Source organism: Pseudooceanicola profundi (assembly GCF_050897955.1).
In the GTDB taxonomy this organism is placed as follows: Bacteria; Pseudomonadota; Alphaproteobacteria; order Rhodobacterales; family Rhodobacteraceae; genus Pseudooceanicola.
In genome coordinates this window covers 3,194,916-3,213,989 of record NZ_JBPAXZ010000001.1, presented here as the reverse complement: position 1 = coordinate 3,213,989, position 19,074 = coordinate 3,194,916, and the positions used below count along the sequence as shown (strand labels likewise).

Annotated in this window: 19 protein-coding genes; 7 read left to right on the top strand and 12 right to left on the bottom strand. The window is 65.7% G+C overall.

Annotation, left to right across the window (positions count from 1 at the left end; genetic code table 11):
• Positions 1–4 precede the first annotated feature (4 nt).
• Positions 5–1,030 carry an alkane 1-monooxygenase gene (locus tag ACRARG_RS16210; RefSeq protein ID WP_432691050.1) on the top strand — a complete coding sequence of 342 codons (1,026 nt, stop codon included), beginning with the start codon at positions 5–7 and terminating at the stop codon, positions 1,028–1,030.
• 109 nt (positions 1,031–1,139) lie between these two features.
• Complete coding sequence (locus ACRARG_RS16205; protein WP_432691049.1) at positions 1,140–1,577, top strand: hypothetical protein; 438 nt, start codon at positions 1,140–1,142, stop codon at positions 1,575–1,577.
• Positions 1,578–1,581: 4 nt separating this feature from the next.
• On the opposite strand, the gene xseA is transcribed toward ACRARG_RS16205, so the two are convergent.
• Positions 1,582–3,183 carry an exodeoxyribonuclease VII large subunit gene (gene xseA, locus ACRARG_RS16200; protein WP_432691048.1) on the bottom strand — a complete coding sequence of 534 codons (1,602 nt, stop codon included), beginning with the start codon at positions 3,181–3,183 and terminating at the stop codon, positions 1,582–1,584.
• Between the two features lie 186 nt (positions 3,184–3,369).
• Here xseA and purD point away from each other — a divergent pair, with 186 nt between their 5' ends.
• The gene (gene purD, locus ACRARG_RS16195; RefSeq protein ID WP_432691046.1) at positions 3,370–4,635 is read left to right on the top strand and encodes a phosphoribosylamine--glycine ligase; all 1,266 of its coding nucleotides are present in this window, start codon (positions 3,370–3,372) and stop codon (positions 4,633–4,635) included.
• Positions 4,636–4,743: 108 nt separating this feature from the next.
• Here the strand turns inward: purD and ACRARG_RS16190 are convergent, their stop codons facing one another.
• Positions 4,744–5,505: an FG-GAP repeat domain-containing protein gene (locus tag ACRARG_RS16190; RefSeq protein WP_432691045.1), complete on the bottom strand. Its 762-nt coding sequence runs from the start codon at positions 5,503–5,505 to the stop codon at positions 4,744–4,746.
• Complete coding sequence (locus ACRARG_RS16185; protein ID WP_432691044.1) at positions 5,505–5,828, bottom strand: 2Fe-2S iron-sulfur cluster-binding protein; 324 nt, start codon at positions 5,826–5,828, stop codon at positions 5,505–5,507. The genes ACRARG_RS16190 and ACRARG_RS16185 overlap by 1 nt, the downstream gene beginning before the upstream one ends.
• Positions 5,829–5,950: 122 nt before the next feature.
• Here ACRARG_RS16185 and ACRARG_RS16180 point away from each other — a divergent pair, with 122 nt between their 5' ends.
• Together ACRARG_RS16180 and ACRARG_RS16175 are read left to right on the top strand one after the other, a co-directional pair.
• Positions 5,951–6,400, top strand: a complete 450-nt coding sequence (locus ACRARG_RS16180; RefSeq protein WP_432691042.1) for an OB-fold nucleic acid binding domain-containing protein — start codon at positions 5,951–5,953, stop codon at positions 6,398–6,400.
• Between the two features lie 40 nt (positions 6,401–6,440).
• On the top strand, positions 6,441–6,980 hold the full coding sequence (locus tag ACRARG_RS16175; RefSeq protein ID WP_432691041.1) for a peptidoglycan-binding domain-containing protein: 540 nt from the start codon (positions 6,441–6,443) through the stop codon (positions 6,978–6,980).
• 14 nt (positions 6,981–6,994) lie between these two features.
• On the opposite strand, the gene ACRARG_RS16170 is transcribed toward ACRARG_RS16175, so the two are convergent.
• The 8 genes from ACRARG_RS16170 to rpiA all read right to left on the bottom strand — a co-directional run bounded on the left by ACRARG_RS16170 (position 6,995) and on the right by rpiA (position 15,612).
• Positions 6,995–8,479, bottom strand: coding sequence for an inorganic phosphate transporter (locus tag ACRARG_RS16170; protein ID WP_432691040.1), 1,485 nt, complete (start codon positions 8,477–8,479; stop codon positions 6,995–6,997).
• 40 nt (positions 8,480–8,519) lie between these two features.
• Positions 8,520–8,999 (bottom strand): NUDIX hydrolase, encoded by a 480-nt coding sequence (locus ACRARG_RS16165; protein ID WP_432691039.1) that lies wholly within the window; start codon positions 8,997–8,999, stop codon positions 8,520–8,522.
• Positions 9,000–9,197: 198 nt separating this feature from the next.
• Positions 9,198–10,622 carry a Do family serine endopeptidase gene (locus ACRARG_RS16160; RefSeq protein ID WP_432691383.1) on the bottom strand — a complete coding sequence of 475 codons (1,425 nt, stop codon included), beginning with the start codon at positions 10,620–10,622 and terminating at the stop codon, positions 9,198–9,200.
• Positions 10,623–10,882: 260 nt separating this feature from the next.
• A complete protein-coding gene (locus ACRARG_RS16155; RefSeq protein WP_432691038.1) occupies positions 10,883–11,080 on the bottom strand; it encodes a DUF2065 domain-containing protein in 198 nt (65 codons plus the stop codon).
• Positions 11,077–12,057 (bottom strand): protease modulator HflC, encoded by a 981-nt coding sequence (gene hflC / locus ACRARG_RS16150; protein ID WP_432691037.1) that lies wholly within the window; start codon positions 12,055–12,057, stop codon positions 11,077–11,079. Before hflC ends, ACRARG_RS16155 begins: the two co-directional genes overlap by 4 nt.
• Before the next feature lie 2 nt (positions 12,058–12,059).
• Positions 12,060–13,217, bottom strand: a complete 1,158-nt coding sequence (hflK, locus tag ACRARG_RS16145) for an FtsH protease activity modulator HflK (protein ID WP_432691036.1) — start codon at positions 13,215–13,217, stop codon at positions 12,060–12,062.
• Positions 13,218–13,295: 78 nt separating this feature from the next.
• On the bottom strand, positions 13,296–14,657 hold the full coding sequence (gene gor / locus ACRARG_RS16140) for a glutathione-disulfide reductase (protein ID WP_432691035.1): 1,362 nt from the start codon (positions 14,655–14,657) through the stop codon (positions 13,296–13,298).
• Positions 14,658–14,823: 166 nt separating this feature from the next.
• On the bottom strand, positions 14,824–15,612 hold the full coding sequence (gene rpiA, locus ACRARG_RS16135) for a ribose-5-phosphate isomerase RpiA (RefSeq protein WP_432691034.1): 789 nt from the start codon (positions 15,610–15,612) through the stop codon (positions 14,824–14,826).
• Positions 15,613–15,913: 301 nt separating this feature from the next.
• Between rpiA and ACRARG_RS16130 the strand changes: the two genes are divergently transcribed.
• Together ACRARG_RS16130 and ACRARG_RS16125 are read left to right on the top strand one after the other, a co-directional pair.
• Positions 15,914–17,284: an L-serine ammonia-lyase gene (locus ACRARG_RS16130; protein WP_432691033.1), complete on the top strand. Its 1,371-nt coding sequence runs from the start codon at positions 15,914–15,916 to the stop codon at positions 17,282–17,284.
• Positions 17,285–17,393: 109 nt separating this feature from the next.
• On the top strand, positions 17,394–18,344 hold the full coding sequence (locus tag ACRARG_RS16125) for a DMT family transporter (protein ID WP_432691032.1): 951 nt from the start codon (positions 17,394–17,396) through the stop codon (positions 18,342–18,344).
• Here the strand turns inward: ACRARG_RS16125 and ACRARG_RS16120 are convergent.
• A complete protein-coding gene (locus tag ACRARG_RS16120) occupies positions 18,262–19,002 on the bottom strand; it encodes a thiamine diphosphokinase (protein ID WP_432691031.1) in 741 nt (246 codons plus the stop codon). The genes ACRARG_RS16125 and ACRARG_RS16120 overlap by 83 nt on opposite strands.
• Between the last annotated feature and the right edge of the window lie 72 nt (positions 19,003–19,074).

Genomic DNA, 19,074 nt, shown 5'->3' with positions numbered 1-19,074 from the left:
AGATATGACCGGTTTTCTGATTGCAACGCTATTGCCTGTGCCGCTTCTTGTGCTGGCCGCGACGATGCCGGGCGACTGGGCGCTGCTTGCCTTTGCTTACCTGACCCTTTTCACAGCGATCCTGGATCACATCCTGCCCAAGAGCTGGCGCAATCAGGATGCTGCACAGGAGTTCCGGTCCGGGCATGGGCTGTCCGTCGCACTTGGGGTCATCCACCTGTTCCTCGTCATCATCGCGGTCCGCTATATCGGCGGGCCCGGTGGCGTGTCCGGCTGGGATACGCTGCCGGCCATACTGGCCTATGGCATCTATTTCGGACAGGTGAGCCACCCCAATGCGCATGAGCTGATCCATCGCAGCGGGCGGGAAGCGCGGCAGCTGGGTCGGCTGGTCTATTCCACGATGCTCTTCGGGCATCATGCCTCGGCCCATCCCAAGGTGCATCACGTCTTTGTCGCCACCGAGATGGACCCCAATACGGCACAGCTTGGCGAGGGGTTCTATCATTTCTTCCGCAAAGCCTGGATCGGATCGTTCCGCGAAGGGCTGAGGGTCGAGACCCGCGATTTGCGGCGCGCCGGGCGCGGCTGGTTGCATCATCCCTATGTCGGTTATGTCGCCGTCGGTCTGGGGATGATGGCACTTGCCTGGCTCCTGGCCGGGCCGGAGGGTCTGGGCGTTCTGCTGGCCATTTCCGGCTTTGCCCAGGTGCAGATCCTGCTGTCCGATTATGTCCAGCACTACGGACTGGAACGCGGGATACGACCGGATGGCAAGCCGGAACCGGTCGGCCCGCAGCACAGCTGGAACTCGCCGCATCGTGTAACCTCGGCCATGATGCTGCATGCGCCGCGGCATTCCGATCACCACATTCATCCCGACCGGATCTATCCGGGCCTGCAGCTCGACCGGGAGGCGATGCCGATGCTGCCGCGGTCTCTGCCAGTCATGGCAGTTGTGGCGCTGTTTCCCCCGCTCTGGCGGCGGGTCATGAACCGCCAGCTTCTGCCCTGGCAGCGGGATTTTTGATCAGGGCCGGGGCAGCGGCGCACGGCGGTCCGTGGCCCGTGGGCCGGGCTACACGGAATTGTCGCTGGCGGTGTCCGCACGGCTCTGCCACTCTTTGGGCATGACATGCATGATCCCTGCCCTGGCCCGGTCTTTACGGGTCGCCTTCGCCTCTTGCCTGCTGGCGCTGCTCTTCTGCTCGGGCCTGCCCGCCCTCGCCCGCGACGCCATGACGGCAGAGGAATTCGACAGCTATTCGCGTGGCAAGACCTTCTACTACGGCGCGATGGGGCAGCCCTATGGCGTCGAGGAATATTTTGACGGGCGACGGGTGCGCTGGTCTTTCCTCGACGGGAAATGCGCCGACGGAACATGGTACGAATCGAATGGCATGATCTGTTTCGAATATGAGACCGATCCGGATCCGGGCCCGCAGTGCTGGAAGTTCTATCATGAGACCGGCGGGCTGGTCGCCGAATTCGAAGGCGATCCGAATCAGACCGTGCTCTACCAGGTGCAGGATGCTGATGAGCCGATGATGTGCCTCGGGCCCGAGGTCGGGGTGTAACCAGTCAGAAAAGGCTGCCCTGTTCGGGTGGCTTTTTGGCCGGCGCCCGGGCCGGCTGCGGTTTTGACCTGGCCGGTTTCGGCGTGTCGGGTCGGGTCTCTGTTCCCGCGACCACACCTGTCTCGACCTGACCGTCGGTAAACTCGATGCTCAGCGGGCCTGCCTGCTCTGCCTCGCTCCGCCGCGTCAACACACGGCCCGCCCCGTCCCGAACCACGGCATAGCCGCGGGACAGGGTCTGGCGATAGCCCAGCGTTTCGCGCAGGCGGTCCAATGCCTCCAGCCGGTCCCGGCGGCGCGTGACATCGCGCGCAGCGACCTCTTCCAGACGCCGGGTCCGATCGGTCAGCGCGTCGCGCTGGCGGGCCAGATCGCGCGCCACGGAGGCCGGCTGAAGACGCGCCGCCCATTGCGCATAGTCGCGCCGGCGCTGCGCCACGCCACGCCCAAGCGCTCCGGGCAATCGGGCCGCCCAGTCGTCCATCCGCCCGCGATCCTGCGCGATCCGGGTCCGCAGAACCGCGGGGCGCAGGCTGCCGGCGGTATCCGACAGGGCGACACGGCGACGGGCGACGCCCCGGCTCAGCGCATTGGGCAGCCGTTCCGCCCAGGTGTCGAGCCGCTGGCGCGCCGTCTCCGTCAGGGCGGCGGGGCGTGGCAGGGCGCGGGCCAGATCGGTCAGCCGCTGGCGGCGAGAGGTCAGGGCATAGCTCTGCCCCCGGATCAGCCGCGCCTGCATATCGGCGGCCCAGGCCATCAGCTCGGCCCTCACCGGGACCGCAATCTCCGCCGCCGCCGTGGGCGTGGGCGCCCGCCGGTCAGAGACGAAATCGATCAGCGTCGTGTCGGTCTCATGCCCCACGGCTGAAATCAGGGGGATCTCGCTCGCCGCCGCAGCTCGCGCCACGATCTCCTCGTTGAAGCCCCAGAGGTCCTCGATCGAGCCGCCGCCTCGCGCCACGATCAGCAGGTCGGGCCGCGGCACCGGCCCGCCCGGTCGCAACCGGTTGAACCCCGCAATCGCCGCCGCCACCTGCGGCGCGCAGGCCTGCCCCTGCACCGCCACCGGCCAGATCAGCACATGGGTCGGGAAGCGGTCCCGCAGGCGATGAAGGATATCCCGGATCACCGCGCCGGAGGGCGAGGTCACAACCCCGATCACCTTTGGCAGATAGGGCAGCGGGCGCTTCCGCTCGGCGGCAAACAGCCCTTCGGCCTGCAACATCGCCTTGCGCTTTTCCAGCAGCGCCATCAGCGCGCCCGCCCCGGCAGGCTCAACATTATCGACGATCAGCTGGTATTTCGACTGGCCCGGAAAGGTCGTCATCCGGCCAGTGGCGATGACCTCCATCCCCTCTTCGGGCTGGACCTGCATGCGCGCCACCTGCCCTTTCCAGCTCACCGCCGCCAGGACCGACCGGTCATCCTTCAGATCGAAATAGAGATGGCCCGAACGCGGCCGCGATACCCGCCCCACCTCGGCGCGCACCCGGACATGCCCGAACTCGCCCTCGATGGTGCGTTTCACCGCGCCCGACAGCTCGGAGACGGTGAACTCATGTGCATTTCCGCCCGGCCCCGCCGGTTCGTCCTCAAAGAGATCCATCTCGCCTCCTGACATCGCGGCCACAGTAGGCAAGCGCCGGGACAGGGGCCAGACCCCCAGCTTCATCTTGGCAAAAATACTCACCGGCCGGACACCGGCCCCGGGTGCGCCGCCGGGCAGGGGCTCCGCCATGGACAAACGCCCCTGCCCTGCCTAGAACCCGCTGAAACCAAGGGGACCTTGCCGATGAACATCCTGATCCTGGGCGGCGGCGGCCGCGAACATGCGCTCGCCTGGGCGGTGATGCAGAACCCGAAATGCGACAAGCTGATTGTCGCGCCCGGCAATGCCGGCATCGCCCGGATCGCGGAATGCGCGGCGCTGGATATCGAAGATGGCGCGACCGTGGTGCAGTTCTGTGAGGAAGCCGCCGTGGATTTCGTCATCGTCGGGCCCGAGGCGCCTCTTGCCGCCGGGGTTGCCGATGCCCTGCGGGAGGCCGGGATCCTCACCTTCGGGCCCAGCCAGCAGGCCGCCCGGCTGGAGGCCTCCAAGGCCTTCACCAAAGAGATCTGCGATGCCTCCGGCGCGCCGACCGCCGCCTATGCCCGCTTCACCGAAGCCGCGCCCGCGCGGGACTATGTGACGGCCCAGGGCGCGCCCATCGTGATCAAGGCCGACGGTCTGGCCGCCGGCAAGGGCGTGATCGTGGCGATGACGGTGGCGGAGGCGCTGGCGGCCATCGACGACATGTTCGGCGGCGAGTTTGGCGCCGCGGGTGCCGAGGTGGTGATCGAGGAATTCATGGCCGGCGAAGAGGCCTCCTTCTTCGTGCTCTGCGACGGGGAGGCGGCGCTGGCCATCGGCACGGCGCAGGATCACAAGCGCGCCTATGACGGCGACGAGGGCCCCAATACCGGCGGCATGGGCGCCTATTCCCCCGCCCCCATCCTGACGGAGGCGCTGCAGGCTGAGGTGATGGATCAGATCATCCATCCGACGCTCAGGGAGATGGCGGCGCGCGGCATGCCCTATCAGGGTGTGCTCTATGCCGGGCTGATGATCGAGGGCGGCAAGGCCCGGCTGGTCGAGTACAACTGCCGCTTCGGCGACCCGGAATGCCAGGTGCTGATGATGCGGCTGGGGGCGCAGGCTTTCGATCTGATCCATGCCGCGGCCGAGGGCCGTCTGGCGGAGTCGCGGGTGAACTGGGCCGAGGATCACGCGATGACCGTGGTTCTGGCGACGCAGGGCTATCCGGGCGCCTATGAGAAGGGGTCGGTCATCGGCGGGCTGGAGGGGCTGCCGGAGACGTCGAGCGCCATGTGTTTCCATGCGGGGACTTCGATGCGCGAGGGCAAGGTGGTGGCGACGGGCGGGCGGGTGCTGAATGCAACCGCGCGGGGTGCGACGCTGCAGGAGGCACGCGACCGGGCCTATGAGATCGCCGCTCAGGTGGACTGGCCGGAGGGGTTCTACCGCCGGGATATCGGCTGGCGGATGCTGGGCTGATCGGGCGGAGGTTCGCTGCAGTTGAGGGGAACAGGAGGCTTCCGCCCCCTCTTGAGCTTACGGCCCAATTCACCCCTGAGGATATTTTCGGCAAGAAAAAGGGGCGGGTTAGTCCTGGCAGGTGAGGGCCGCGTCAAGGTCCGACCGGCGGTGGAGCGGACCCAGGGCGCGGGTGTCGAGATGGCCGTCGCGGGACCAGAAGACCGCCACCACGGCGCGCAGGTCGGCGGTGCCAAGGATCATCTCGGGGCCGTTGCCACAGTCACGGAGGCCGCCGGGGATCGTGTCCCAGCCGATGCGGTGATTGGTGACGCCCCTGAGCGTGGCGGTCTCGCGCAGCGTGTCGCCTTCGAGTTGGACGAGGCGCAGGGTCTTCAGCAGATGGGGGCGGTCGACATAGCCGATCTCGATCTTGCCGTCGTTATCCATGTCGGCGGCGCCGACCGGGGCCAGCCAGCGATGCGACTGGCCGATATGGTCGGTGGTGGCGAGGCGGCCTTCGGGCCCGTAGACCGCGAGGCGGGCGCCCTTTGTCAGGCTGCTTTCGACCACGATGACCTCCGGCGCGCCATCGCCGGTGATATCGGCGAGCCGCGGTGCGGTGTCTTCGTAAACCAGGGTGTCCGGCAGGGTGAAGCGGCGGGTGGAGCCGTCTTCGAACGTCAGAACAAGCGCGCCGTATTCGATCTCATCGCCCAGAACGCCATGGTCGTAGCGGGTGGTGGGGGCGGCATAGGCCGCGCCGGTGATCCGTTCGTGTTCAGCCGCAGCGGCCGGGCCCGTCGCCGCCAGACACAGGCACAGAGGCAGGGCCGCGCGGCGGGCACCACGTAGCCAGAGGCGGGCGCTCGGGCGCCGCGCCCCCGCCATCAGATCTGCTTTTCGGGCATCTGGACAACCAGCCCGTCCAGCGCATCCGTCACCTTCAGCTGGCAGGTCAGGCGGGAGCGGGCGGGATCGGGCTCATAGGCGAAATCCAGCATGTCTTCTTCCATGTCTTCCTTGGCGGGCAGCTTTTCGATCCAGGCCGGATCGACATAGACATGGCAGGTGGAACAGGCGCAGGCGCCGCCGCAATCGGCCTCGATGCCCGGAATGCCATTGTCGCGGGCGCCTTCCATGACGGTCATGCCATTGGCGACCTCGACCACATGTTCGGTCCCGTTGTGCTCGATATAGGTGATCTTCGCCATTCTCGTCTCCTTGGCCTCGGCTCCGGACTGGATAGCGGCGCGCGGGCGCCGGTTCCAGCCCCTTTGGTGCGCGCTCCGCACACGGGCTTGTGAAACACACATATGTTCGCTAAATGTTCTTAATGGAGCCTGCCCCCCGCCCATTTCCCGATCCGCGCCGTACGGAGGCCGCGCCCTGGCCGCGCCCGCCCGCCTGCCTGCCGGCGGAGCTGCTCGACCTGCCGCCGCAGAATGCCCGCGTCGCCGTGGCCGGGATCGTCATCCTGCGTCAGCGTCCGGGCACCGCCAAGGGTGTGATCTTCCTGACGCTGGAGGATGAGACCGGCGTGGTGAACGTGATCGTGTGGCGCAAGCTCTACGAGCAGTTCCGCCGCGCCGTGATCTCTGGCCGGATGCTGCGGGTGACGGGGCGGCTGCAGCGCGAGAATGAGGTCACCCATATCATCGCGGAGCGGATCGAGGATATCTCGCCCATGCTGGACGAGCTGCTGCGGCCCGGCGGTCCGGGCGACCACATGCCCGGCCCGGGATGCGCGGAGGCTTCCGGGACCGGGAAAAACCCGCTAGACTAGGCGGAACGGGCAAAAGACCCGGGAGCAGAAAAGGCCAGCCATGACCCTATCCCCGAGGTTCGCCGTCCCGGTGATCGCCCTGCTCGCAGCCTGCGACGTCCCTCTTCCCGTGCCCGAGGTCGGCCCGTCAGAGCTGATCGAGCTGCGCCCCTCGCCCCCTGACAATCCGGACCCGAGCGCCTGCTGGCGGCATGAGGCGACGCCCGCCGTCGTCGAGACCGTCACCGAACATGTCGTGGTCCAGCCGGCGCAGGTCCTGACAGACGGCACGGTTGCCGCGCCGGGCGCCTATCGCACGGAAACCCGGCAGAGGATCGTGGAGGAGCGGCAGGAATTCTGGTTCCGCGCGGTCTGTCCGGAAGCCATGACGCCCGATCTGATCTCCTCCCTGCAGCGGGCGCTTGATGCCCGCGGGATGCACCCGGGCAGTGTGACCGGGTCGATGGACCGGGCGACCCTCCGGGCGGTGCGCCGCTATCAGGCGCCGCTGGGACTGGACAGTTCGATCCTGTCGATGGCCGCGGCGCGCAAACTGGGGCTTTCCGTGGTAGAGCGCCCGGTCGACCCTACCGCAGGCTGACAGCGGGGCGGCCGTCAGCCAAAGGTCCCGGAGAGCAGCAGGAAGGTCAGCGCCGATATGGCGGCCGCCGCAGGCACCGTCACCAGCCAGGCCGCGACAATGGTCAGGAAATGCGAGCGGCGGACCAGTTTGCGGCGCTGGCGTTCCGCGGTGGCGATCCTCTGGGCGGTCGGGCGGGCCGCCGAGATCCGGCGCGCGCGGCGCTCGGCCTCCCATTCGCGGAAGAACCCGACGCCAAAGACGCCGCCGACGGCGATATGAGTTGAACTGACCGGCAGACCCAGCCAGGAGGCCGCGATCACCGTCACGGCGGCCGACAGCGCCACGCAATAGGCCCGCATCGGATTAAGCTTGGTAATCTGGTTGCCGACCATCCGGATCAGCTTGGGTCCAAAGGCCACAAGGCCAAAGGAGATGCCAAGCGCGCCGATCAGCATCACCCATTGCGGGATGCGTACTTGGCTCGCCATCTCTCCGGCGCCCTGGACCTGAACAATCGCGGCCAGCGGGCCCACCGCATTGGCCACGTCATTGGCGCCATGCGCAAATGACAGCAGCGCGGCCGAGATCACAAGCGGCAGCCGGAACAGGTGCTTGAGAGACTTGTTCCGGTTCTCCATCCCTTCGGACTGGTGCCGGATCAGCGGATAGCAGACCAGCGTCGTCGGAACACCGACAGCGATCCCGACCAGGGCCGCGCTGGCCAGGCTGACCGTCATCACATGCGACAGCCCCTTGAGCGCGAGATAGGTCGCGAAGGCTGCGGCCATAATGCCGATCAGAACGGGAACCCAGCGACGCGCCGCCGCGATCTTGTCGTCGCGATATATGATCTGCCACTTGATGAAGGCCAGCACCGAGGCGGCGAACAGGCCGCCCAGCAGCGGAGAGACGATCCAGCTCAGGGCGATGGCCCCCATGGTCGGCCAGCTGACCGCCGCAAGGCCGGCGGCGGCGATGCCCGACCCCATGACCCCGCCGACCACGGCATGGGTGGTCGAAACCGGCGCGCCGATCCAAGTGGCGAGATTGACCCAGAGCGCAGCAGAGACGAGGGCCGACAGCATGGCCCAGACAAACACATCCTGCGTTTCGAGCGCGGCCTGATCAATGATGCCCTTGGAAATCGTCGAGACGACATCGCCGCCTGCCAGCAGCGCGCCCGCGCTTTCGCACAGGGCCGCGATCGCAATCGCGCCGCCCATCGTCAGCGCATTGGCCCCGACGGCGGGCCCCATGTTATTGGCGACGTCATTGGCGCCGATATTCAGGCCCATATAGGCGCCGAATGCGGCCGCAACGATGACCAGGAGGCTGCCGGGTGCAAAGCCGGTCAGCAGGGCGGCAACAAAGGCGGCAATGGCCACAAAGACAAGCGACACACCCAACCCGACCAGCGGGCGCGAGGCATAGATCGTCGCGGTTTCCAGACGGGAGATCCGGTTAAGGTCCCGGTCCAGCGTCTTCCACTGATAGCCGCTTTCGTCTGGATTGCTCACGCATGCCCCCTGCTGCTGTTCCCTGTGGCAGGTGCGCCGTTCAGGAAACAGGCAATTTCTGTGCCCCAAAGTCCCGCAACAGCGCTTGCAGTTCCGGCTCTTCCACCGCTTCGGCTGCCGCCTGCGGAGAGACCCATTTCAGCTGACGTTCCCCGGCCTCCGGAAAGTCGTCGAACATCGCCACGACCTCAAGCGCAAAGACATCGACATCGGTGGCCACGGGGATCCCGCCCCGCAGACGCTTCTGATAGCGATAGCGCCCGATGAGCGGCAGGCGTGGCGACCGTGGCTTGACCCCGGCTTCTTCCCAGGCCTCTTCGATCGCGGTGCCCGCGGCGCCGGTCCCGGACTTTGGCCAGCCCTTGGGCAGGACCCAGCGGCCGGTGTCGCGCGACGTTATGATCAGCACTTCCGTTCCGGCGTCGTCAGGCGCAAAGCGATAGCACAGGGCCGCAACCTGATACCGGGACGGCCGGCGCAGAATGGGGGTGATAAGTCCGCTGACAATCGCTCTGAACACGTTTGAGTTCCAATTCCTCGGATGCCGCGCCTAACATCTAATCGGCATTTGTTGCAACGCGATTACGGAGCCGCTGTATACCTCCGCGACCCGCTGAGGGAAAAATGTAACAAATTTATGAAAACTCAATGCAATGCCCAAAGAAAAAAGGCCGCGACGGGCGCGGCCTCTCTGGTCGATTGCGGATCGCCCGGGCGATCACTCGTCTTTGGCGTCCCCGATGGGCAGGGCGACAAAGCGCGGTTCGCCTTCCCGACGGATCAGCAGAAGGATGGATTTCCGCCCGGCCTCGCGGGCCTCTTCCACCCGGGTCTCAAGATCGGCGACGGTTTCGATCTTCTGCTGACCGGCCTCGGTGATCAGGTCACCGGCGCGGAGCCCCTTCTCATAGGCATCCGACATCTCGTCGACCTCGCGCACCACCAGACCCTCGGTGTCCGCATCGATGCCAAGCTGTTCGGCAAGATCGGAGGTGACAGAGGACAGCTTCATCCCCATCAGGTCCTTTTCGAGCGGAACCTCGGCCCCGGGCTGTGCGGCGGGCACGGCTTCTGCCTCTGCCTCTTCGCGGCGGCCCAGCGTGACCTTCAGCGTTTCGGTCTTGCCGTCGCGCCAGACCATGACCCGGACGGTTTTGCCGACCTGTGTGGCACCGACCTGGCGCACGAGGCCACGGGTGTCGTCAACCTCCACACCATCAAAGGATACAATGACATCGCCCGCCTTCATGCCGGCTTCCATGGCCGGGCCTTCCGGAACATCGGAAACCATCGCGCCCTTGGCGGCGTCCAGACCCATGGCATCGGCCATATCCTCGGTCACATCCTGAATGCGGACGCCAAGCCAGCCGCGACGGGTTTCACCGAATTCCTGAAGCTGGTTCACCACGCCCTTGACGACATTCGACGCCATGGAGAAACCGATGCCGATAGAGCCGCCATTGGGCGACAGGATCGCGGTGTTCACGCCGATGACTTCGCCATCGAGGTTGAAGAGCGGCCCGCCGGAGTTGCCGCGGTTGATGGCGGCGTCGGTCTGGATGTAGTCGTCATAGGTTCCCGACAGTGCCCGGTTCCGGGCGGAGACGATCCCGGCGGAGACGGAAAAGCCCTGCCCCAGCGGGTTGCCCATGGCAAGGACCCAGTCGCCCACACGGGCGAGGTCGCTGTCGCCAAAGCTGACAAAGGGCAGCGGGCTGTCGGCCTCGACCTTCAGCAGCGCAATGTCGGTTTTTTCGTCGGTGCCGACCAGTTCGGCATCCAGCGTTTTGCCATTGAAGAACTCGATCGAGATTTCGTCGGCGCCGGCGATCACGTGGTTGTTGGTGACGATAAAGCCATCCTCGGAAATCACGAAGCCGGAGCCAAGTGCGGAGGAGCGGCGCGGGGCACGGTCACCCCGGTTGCGATCCTGAAATTCCCGGAAAAAGTCCTCAAACGGGCTGCCCTCGGGGACGATGGGCGATCCTTCTTCCCGGCCGGCCACGGTCGTCGCGGTCGTGATATTCACGACAGAGGGGCTGAACCGGTCCGCCAGATCCGCAAAACTTTCGGGCCGCGCCTGAGCGGCGGCCTGCATGGCCAGGCTCATCGTCAGAAGCGCGGCCAGCAATAGGGACCACATGGCGCGCGGCGACATCTGCACGCGCAGGGTCCGCGCGGAATTATGGCCCAAGTTAGGTGCCCTTTGGTCAGGGCGGGAAAGTGCCTGAATGCTCACTCCCATTTCTCCTCTTGATCGGTCTGGGTTCGGGTCCGTCATGGGGTTGGAACGGCATGGCGGGCCAATACTGCTGTGATGCAATGTAGGGTGTCCCTTTCGCAACTCAAAGGCAATCGCGCGCGGACAAGTGGTCGTGAAAGGATTGTTACAAATGAGCGGATTCACGCGCCCAGAAGTTTCGCGACCCAGACGAGTATCACCCCGATGGCAATCGCGGTCAGGCCAAGCAGGCGCCGCTGTTCCTCTGACAGTTCCCGCAGGGCCTCCAGCAGGCGTTCGACAAGCGAAGGGGCCAGCCCGTAGGCCAGCCCCTCGATAATCAGTACAAGCCCGAGGGCCAGAAACGCCGTGGCGATCATTCGCTCGCCGGGGTGGTCTGGCTGTCCTCTGCGGGGGCCGGGGCGGCTGCCTCTTCCTCCGGGGTCGGCGCTTCGGTGACTTCTGCTTCGGCTTCTTCAATCATTTCAGCGGCCTGCCCCGTGCTCTTCAGATAGGTGAAGAATTCACTGTCGGGGTTGATCACCATGGTGGAGTTGCCGTTCTGCAGCGCCTTCTCATAAGCCGACAGCGAGCGGTAGAAGTCAAAGAACTTCGGATCGGCCCCAAAGGCTTCGGCAAAGACCGCGTTTCGGCGGGCATCGGCCTGACCACGGACGATCTCTGCCTGACGCTTGGCGTCGGACACGATTTCGACCTGGGTCCGGTCGGCCTGGGCGCGGATGCGCTGCGCGGCCTCGTTACCGCGCGCGACCTCGTCTGCGGCCTCCCGCTCCCGCTCCGCCCGCATCCGGGCGAAAGTTGCGTCGAGGTTCTCCGTCGGCAGGTCGGTGCGTTTCAGCCGCACGTCGATGATCTCCAGCCCCAGATTCGAGGCCTCGTTCACCGCGCCGTTGCGGATCCGCTGCATCAGCGCCGCACGATCCGTCGACAGGATGTCGTTGGAGGCGACGGAGCCCAGGATCTCCCGCGTCTGGGACCGCAGGATCGAATCCAGCCGCGTCTCAGCTGCCGTGACCCCGCCTGCGCCGACGGCCTGGCGGAACTGCCGCACATCAGAGATGCGGTAGCGCGCGAAGGCGTCGACGACCAGACGGCGGTCGTCCAGCGGCGTGACTTCCAGCGGGTCGATGTCGCGGCTGAGGATACGGTCGTCATAGCGCACGACCTCCTGGATCAGCGGCACTTTGAAGGCGAGGCCCGGCTCGCTCTTCACATCGACCACGCGGCCGAACTGAAGCACCAGTGCGCGTTCCCGCTCATCCACCGTGAAGATGGAGCTCAGCCCGAGAAAGCCGAGAACAACAAGAATAGCGATCAGAATTCCAGATCGTTTCATGATCAGTTCCCCCCGGTCTGAGAGTTGCGCGGCGGCGCGGAGCGGTTCAGCTCATTGAGCGGCAGGTAAGGCACAACGCCCTGCCCCGACTGTTCATCGAGGATGATCTTGTCGACGCGGCCCAGCACCTCTTCCATCGTTTCCAGATAGAGACGTTTGCGGGTCACTTCGGGCGCCTTCCGATATTCGCCAAGAACGGCGGTAAAGCGGCTCGCCTCACCTTCGGCCTCGTTGACGGTCTGGGCACGGTAGCCTTCGGCCTCTTCCAGCACCTGCGCGGCTTCACCGCGGGCGCCTGCGAGAACCCGGTTGGCATAGGCGTCGGCCTGATTGGTCAGACGCTCGCGCTCCTGCTCTGCCGCCTGAACTTCGCGGAAGGCGTCGATGACCTGCTGCGGCGGGTCGGCCTTGTCAAAGTTCACACGCACCACGTTCATGCCGCTGTCATAGCTGTCGAGCGTCGACTGGATCATGTCGCGCAGACGGCCGGCAATGGCGCCGCGATCCCGGTTGAGGATCGGTGCCAGTTCGGACTGGGCGATAATCTCCCGCATGGCCGACTCGGACACGGCCCGGATCGTCATGCGCGGGTCGCGCAGGTTGAACAGGAACATAGCCGGATCATTGATGTTCCAGACCACCTGGAAATCGATATCGACAATATTTTCGTCGCCCGTCAGCATCAGCCCGGCGTCAGTGCCGCGCCCGCCGACACCGATATCTTCGGTCTGTTCGCGGGTGACGGGGATGACTTCTGCCGTGATGAAGGGCCAGGGGGCAAAGTTCAGGCCCGGATCGCCGGTCGAGGAATAGCGCCCGAAGAAGAGCTCCACCGAGCGTTCTTCCGGTCGGACCGTATAGAAGCTGGCCGCCAGCCAGAGCGCGACGACGATAATAAGGCCGATCACGACCGATCCGCGCGTCAGCTTGGGACCGCCGCCACCAGTGCCGCCACCGGTTGTGCCGCCGCCATTGCCGCGCCCGCCCATGAGCACACGCAGCTGGTCCTGCCCCTTGCGCATCAGATCGTCGATGTCCGGGATCTGCGGCTTGTCCCCGCCGGGCCTGCGCCCGCCTCCCCCTCCTCCGGAAGGCGGCTCCTGCCGCCCGCCGCCGGAATTGCCGCCGCCCCCCCAGGGGCCGCCCGAATTTCCAGCCATGTCGGTCCTTTCCTGCAACCTTACGTCTTTTTCCGGTGTGCCCGGCTTATGCCCAAACTGGGCATTCCATAGTTAAAATCAAGTTTCGCGGGTCGGTTTGCGCATCGTCACGATCTCTTCGGACATGGTCGGGTGCACCGCCACGGTCCGGTCGAAATCCTCTTTCGTTGCGCCCATCTTCAGCGCGATGCCCGCCAGCTGGATCATCTCTCCGGCCTCGGGGGCGACGATATGGCAACCCAGAACGCGGCGGTCGGCCTTGGACACGATGAGCTTCATCAGCACCCGGTCGCTGCGCCCGGCGAAGGCTTGGCGCATCGGCTTGAAGGAGGTGGTGTAGACCTCGATCGGGCCGGTCTCCTCGGCCTCCAGCTCTGTCATGCCGACTGTGCCAAATTCGGGCTGGGTGAAGATCGCGGTCGGGATCAGCTCGTGATCGGGCTTGGTCAGATTGCCCTTGAAGACCGTCTCGACAAAAGCCATGCCCTCGCGGATCGCCACGGGGGTCAGGTTGGCCCGGTCGGTCACATCGCCGATGGCGTAGATCGAAGGCACATCGGTCTGGGAATAGTCATCGACGAGGATCTCGCCCGCGCGGCCCAGTTTCACGCCGACCTCTTCCAGCCCCATGTCATGGGTGTTGGGGGCGCGGCCGGTGGCAAAGAGCACTGTCTCAAACACCTTCTCGTCGCCGTTGGTGGCCTTGACCCAGATGCCGTCCTCCACCTTCTTCATCTCAAGGATATTGGTGCCGCAATGCAGGTCGATGCCCGCGCTGCGCATCTCTTCCGACACCAGCCCGCGCGCCTCGTCGTCAAAACCGCGCAGGATCTGGGCGCCGCGGTGATACATGGTCACCTTGGTGCCCATGCCGTTCAGCACTCCGGCGAATTCGCAGCCGATATAGCCACCGCCGACAATCAGGATGTTCCGCGGCAGGCTCTTCAGATGGAAGATGTCGTCTGAGACAATGCCCAGCTCGGCATTCTCGATCTTCGGCAGGGTGGGACGACCGCCGGTGGCCACAAGGATATGCTTGGCCGTCTTGCGGGTGCCGTCGGCCAGCTCCACAGTATGGGCATCGGCGATCTTGGCGCGCTGGTCGAACCGGTCGACGTTGGAGCCGTCGAGCAGCCGCTGGTAGACGCCCTCCAGCCGGTCCAGCTCCGCCTCCAGCTTGGGCCGGAAGGCGGACCAGTTGAAGGAGGCATCGCCCAGTTCCCAGCCATAGGACCGCGCATCCTCGACCATCCCGCCAAATCCGCTGGCAAAGACCATCAGCTTCTTGGGCACACAGCCGCGGATGACACAGGTGCCGCCATAGCGGCTCTCTTCGGTGATGGCGACTTTCGCACCCGCCTCGCCCGCCGCAACACGCGCCGCGCGTACCCCGCCGGAGCCGCCCCCTATCACAAAGAGATCATAGTCAAATTCGCTCATGCCGGCACACTCCGTATCTTCCGCCCGTCTATCCCACATGGGTGCCCGGATGACCAGTACAAGCGCCGCCCCGCCCTTTCATCTTTCCCGAAATACTCCGGGGGACGCGGCAAAGCCTGCTTTGGCGCGCGGGGGCAGCGCCCCCGTGGCGAACCGGTCGGGCCGGTTACTCGCTCAGATCGGAGAAGAGATTGTCGTCTTCAAGGAAATCCAGACGGCTTTCCTCTACCGTGCCGGAATTGATGTCGCGCACCTCGACCCGGCCATCGCCATAGCCGATGACCACGCTGTCGCAAATGTCGATGAAGAGCCCGTTCTCGACCACGCCGGGCATCTGGTTCAGCACCATGGCCATCTGGCGCGGCTCTCCCACGCGGTTCAGGTGCAGATCGAGGATGTAATTGCCCTCGTCCGTCACAAAGGGCCGGGCGCCGTTCATCCGCAGGGTGGAGTTCCGGCCCAGAACATCCATGGAAATCAGCATCTCCTCCACCAGCGCCTGGGTCGTCTGCCAGCCAAAGGGAATGACCTCCACCGGCAGGGGAAAGGCGCCCAGATGTTCAACGGATTTGCCGATATCGGCAATCACGACCATCTGGTCGGAGGCCGTCGCCACGATTTTCTCCTGCAACAGCGCGCCGCCCCCGCCCTTAATCAGGTTCAGGTCGGCATCGAATTCATCCGCCCCGTCGATGGTCAGATCGAGCCATTTCGCCTCGTCGAGAGAGATGACGTCGATCCCCACTTCCCGCGCCAGCTGGGCGGTGCGGGTCGAGGTCGGGATGCCCTTGATCTTCAACCCGTCCTCGCGGACCAGCTCGCCCAGGCAGCGCACCATCCAGGCGGCGGTCGATCCGGTGCCGAGCCCCACGCGCATCCCGTCCTCGACAAAATCGACAGAGCGTTTGGCGGCGACGAACTTTGCCTTGTCGATGGGGGAAAGGTCGGCGGGCATCGGCGAACTCCTCGGCAGCTTGCGGGGCTTATAGGCGGAGGAATGCGATCATGCGAGAGGCAATTGCGGGCCGAGACAGCGCAACCGGGTTTCTGTCGGGGCCTGCCACGCCGATAGGCAGGGCCGCGCGCATGACCCACCCCAGGGTTGCGCGCGAATGGCCAGGCAGGCGCTGATTTCCGCATATTATTCGAAAGATGAAGGCCGCGGCGGCGTTTCCGGAAGCGGCGGCGTCGTTTCCGGTTGGGTTGTCGGCGCGGAAATGGTGAATGTGAGGACATTCTCCAGACGCGAGGCGCCTATGTTCCTGTCCGTATTCGATGTCTTCAAAGTGGGCGTCGGCCCGTCCTCCTCGCACACGATGGGGCCGATGGTGGCGGCGGGCCGGTTCCTTGATACGCTGCGGGCGGCGCCCTTCACGGCCAAGGGGCTGCGCGCGACGCTTTACGGCTCACTGGCGTTTACCGGGCGGGGGCATGCGACGGACCGGGCGGTGATCCTGGGCCTCGCCGGGTTCCTGCCCGACACATTCGACGCGGATGCAGCGGAGGCGACGCTCCTGTCGATCGCCGGGGGCAAGACGGTGGCGCCGGTGGGCCTCGCGCCCATGGCATTCGATCCGCAGACGGATCTGCGGTTTAACTATGACGGCCCCCTGCCCGGCCATGCCAATGGCATGGTGATCGAGGCGCTGGATGCGCAGGGCGACGTGATCCTGTCGGTCACCTATTATTCCATTGGTGGCGGGTTTGTCCTGACAGCGGAGGAGCTGGAGGCCGGCAAGGCCGAGGATGAAGGCGCGCCGGTGCCCTTCCCCTTTAAGACCGCGGCCGAGATGCTGGAGATGGCGAAGGCCTCCGGCCTGACCGTCGCGCAGATGAAATCGCAGAACGAGGCGGCGCGGGGCACCGGCCAGCTGCGCAACGGCACCTTCCGCATCTGGCAGGTGATGAAGGATTGCATGGACCGGGGGCTGGCCACGGATGGCATCCTGCCGGGCGGCCTGAACGTGAAACGGCGCGCGCCCGCGATCCTGCGGCAGCTGCAGGCAGAGCGGGGCCAGAACCTGACAGCGCCGCATGTGGTGAACGACTGGATCGGCACCTATGCCATGGCGGTGAACGAGGAAAACGCCGCCGGAGGTCAGGTCGTGACCGCGCCCACCAATGGCGCGGCCGGTGTTATTCCTGCGGTCATCCGCTACTGGCTGGACCATGTGCCCGGCGCGACCGAAACGCGGGTGCCGGATTTCCTGCTGACGGCGGCAGCCATCGGCGGTCTGGTGAAATTCAACGCCTCGATCTCCGGGGCGGAGGCGGGCTGTCAGGCGGAGGTCGGATCGGCGGCGGCCATGGCGGCGGCCGGGCTCTGCGCGGTGATGGGCGGGACGCCGGAACAGGTGGAAAATGCCGCCGAGATCGCGCTGGAGCATCATCTGGGCATGACCTGCGACCCGGTGAAGGGCCTTGTGCAGGTGCCCTGCATCGAGCGGAATTCGCTGGGCGCGATCAAAGCAGTCAGCGCCGCGTCACTGGCGCTGCGCGGGGACGGGACGCATTTCGTGCCGCTGGATGCGGCGATCGAGACGATGCGCCAGACCGGGCGGGACATGCACGAGAAGTATAAAGAGACCTCGCTGGGCGGGCTCGCGGTCAACGTGCCCAACTGCTGAGGCACGGCAGACAGGCCCGCAGAAGCGCCTGTGCGGCCGGGCGGGATTGCCGCGACACGGGCGCTGTGATCCCCTGTTCGCTCTGCCGCTGTTTGACGGAGACGACCCGATGCAGGACGACCGCCCCCTATTGGGCATCATGCTGATGCTGGCCTTTTGCTGTGTGGCACCGCTCGGCGATGCCACGGCCAAAGTGCTGGGCGGACCGGATTACGGCCAAACAGTCTTTCAGCTTCTGCTGCTGCGTTTTGTCATGCAGGCGGTTTTTCTTGTGCCACTCGCCTGGGTGCTCGGGCGCCCGATGCGGATGTCGCGGCGTGTCACATGGCTGGTTTTTCTGAGGAGCATCATTCACGTAACCGGGTCAGGCCTGATGTTCCTGGCACTTCAGTTCCTGCCGCTGGCGGAAACCGTTGCGATTGCCTTTGTCCTGCCCTTCATCATGTTGCTGCTGGGCTGGCTGCTGCTGGATGAGGAAATCGGCTGGCGCAGGCTCGCGGCCTGCGCGGTGGGATTTGGGGGTACGCTGATGGTGATCCAGCCCAGCTTTGCCGCCGTTGGATGGCCTGCGCTGCTGCCGGTCGGCGTGGCCTTTGCCTTTGCGTTTTTCATGCTGGTGACACGCAAGATCGCCAAGGATGTCGATCCGATCGGAATGCAGGGTGTCAGCGGTGTGATGGCCGTGGCGATCCTGTTGCCCTTCGCCCTGTTGGGATATCCGCTGGGGGCCGATGCCCTCATGCTGGTGGCCGTGCCCCCGCAAGCAATCACGCTGTATCTGACGCTTGGCGTGCTCGGGTCCTTCGGCCACCTGTTGATGACCTGGTCCTTGCGCTATGCGCCCTCGGCCACGCTGGCCCCGATGCAATACCTGGAAATTCCGATTGCCGCGATCTTCGGCTGGATGATCTTCCACGACCTGCCCAACGGGCTCGCCGCACTTGGTATTCTGGTCACAATGTCCGCCGGGATGTATGTCATCCTGCGCGAGCGGGCCATTGCGCGGCGGGCGTCAGCAGTGCTGACAGCAACGGCCGGAGGGCCCGGCGCGGCTGTATGAGCAGCATCGCCGGGCGGTCGATCCGCAGCTCTATGCGGTCGGCGCAGGCCCGGTTGGAAGTGCCGACGCGGTCATCCGGGCGGAAGCTCAGCCCGTCGATTGGCCATTCGAGCCCCACAGACCGGCCGGTGACCTCTGCCAGCGGGAAGAGCGACACCCAGTCACCCGGCGTCACCGCCTGATCCAGCTGCGGCGGGCAGAGACAGGCGATATCCTCCGGGCCGACAAGGATACAGGGGCGGTCGGGATGACGCGCCAGCACGGTAAAGGCCGCCAGCTGATGGTCGACGCGGGCGCCGTGAAATCCGGCCCCCAGCACCACCGGCGCCGCGATCCGGCGCAGCGCCTTGTCGAAATCCGTCGTTTCCTGTTCCGAGATGTGGTGCAGCCTGTCCGGGGCCAGTTGGGCACGATGCTCGTCCGTCAGGCTGTCGAGATCACCGATCACGATATCGGGATGCAATCCGGCCGAAAGGGCCAGCCCGGCGCCGCCATCGGCTGCAACCAGCGGCGTGCCCGGCCCCAGCAGGCGGGACAGATCGCGCAGCACCGTAAGGTTCTGTTCCGAGATCGCGCCCCCGGCCAGAAGCACCGGGCCGCCGCTCTCTACAAGCGGCGCATCGGGGTCGGGAACGGGGGCGGATCGGAAGCGGGTCATTGTTTACATTCGCAGGCCAAAGTGGACAGTAACCATGAAATTGTCACAAAATGAGACGAACCGTTCCTTAGA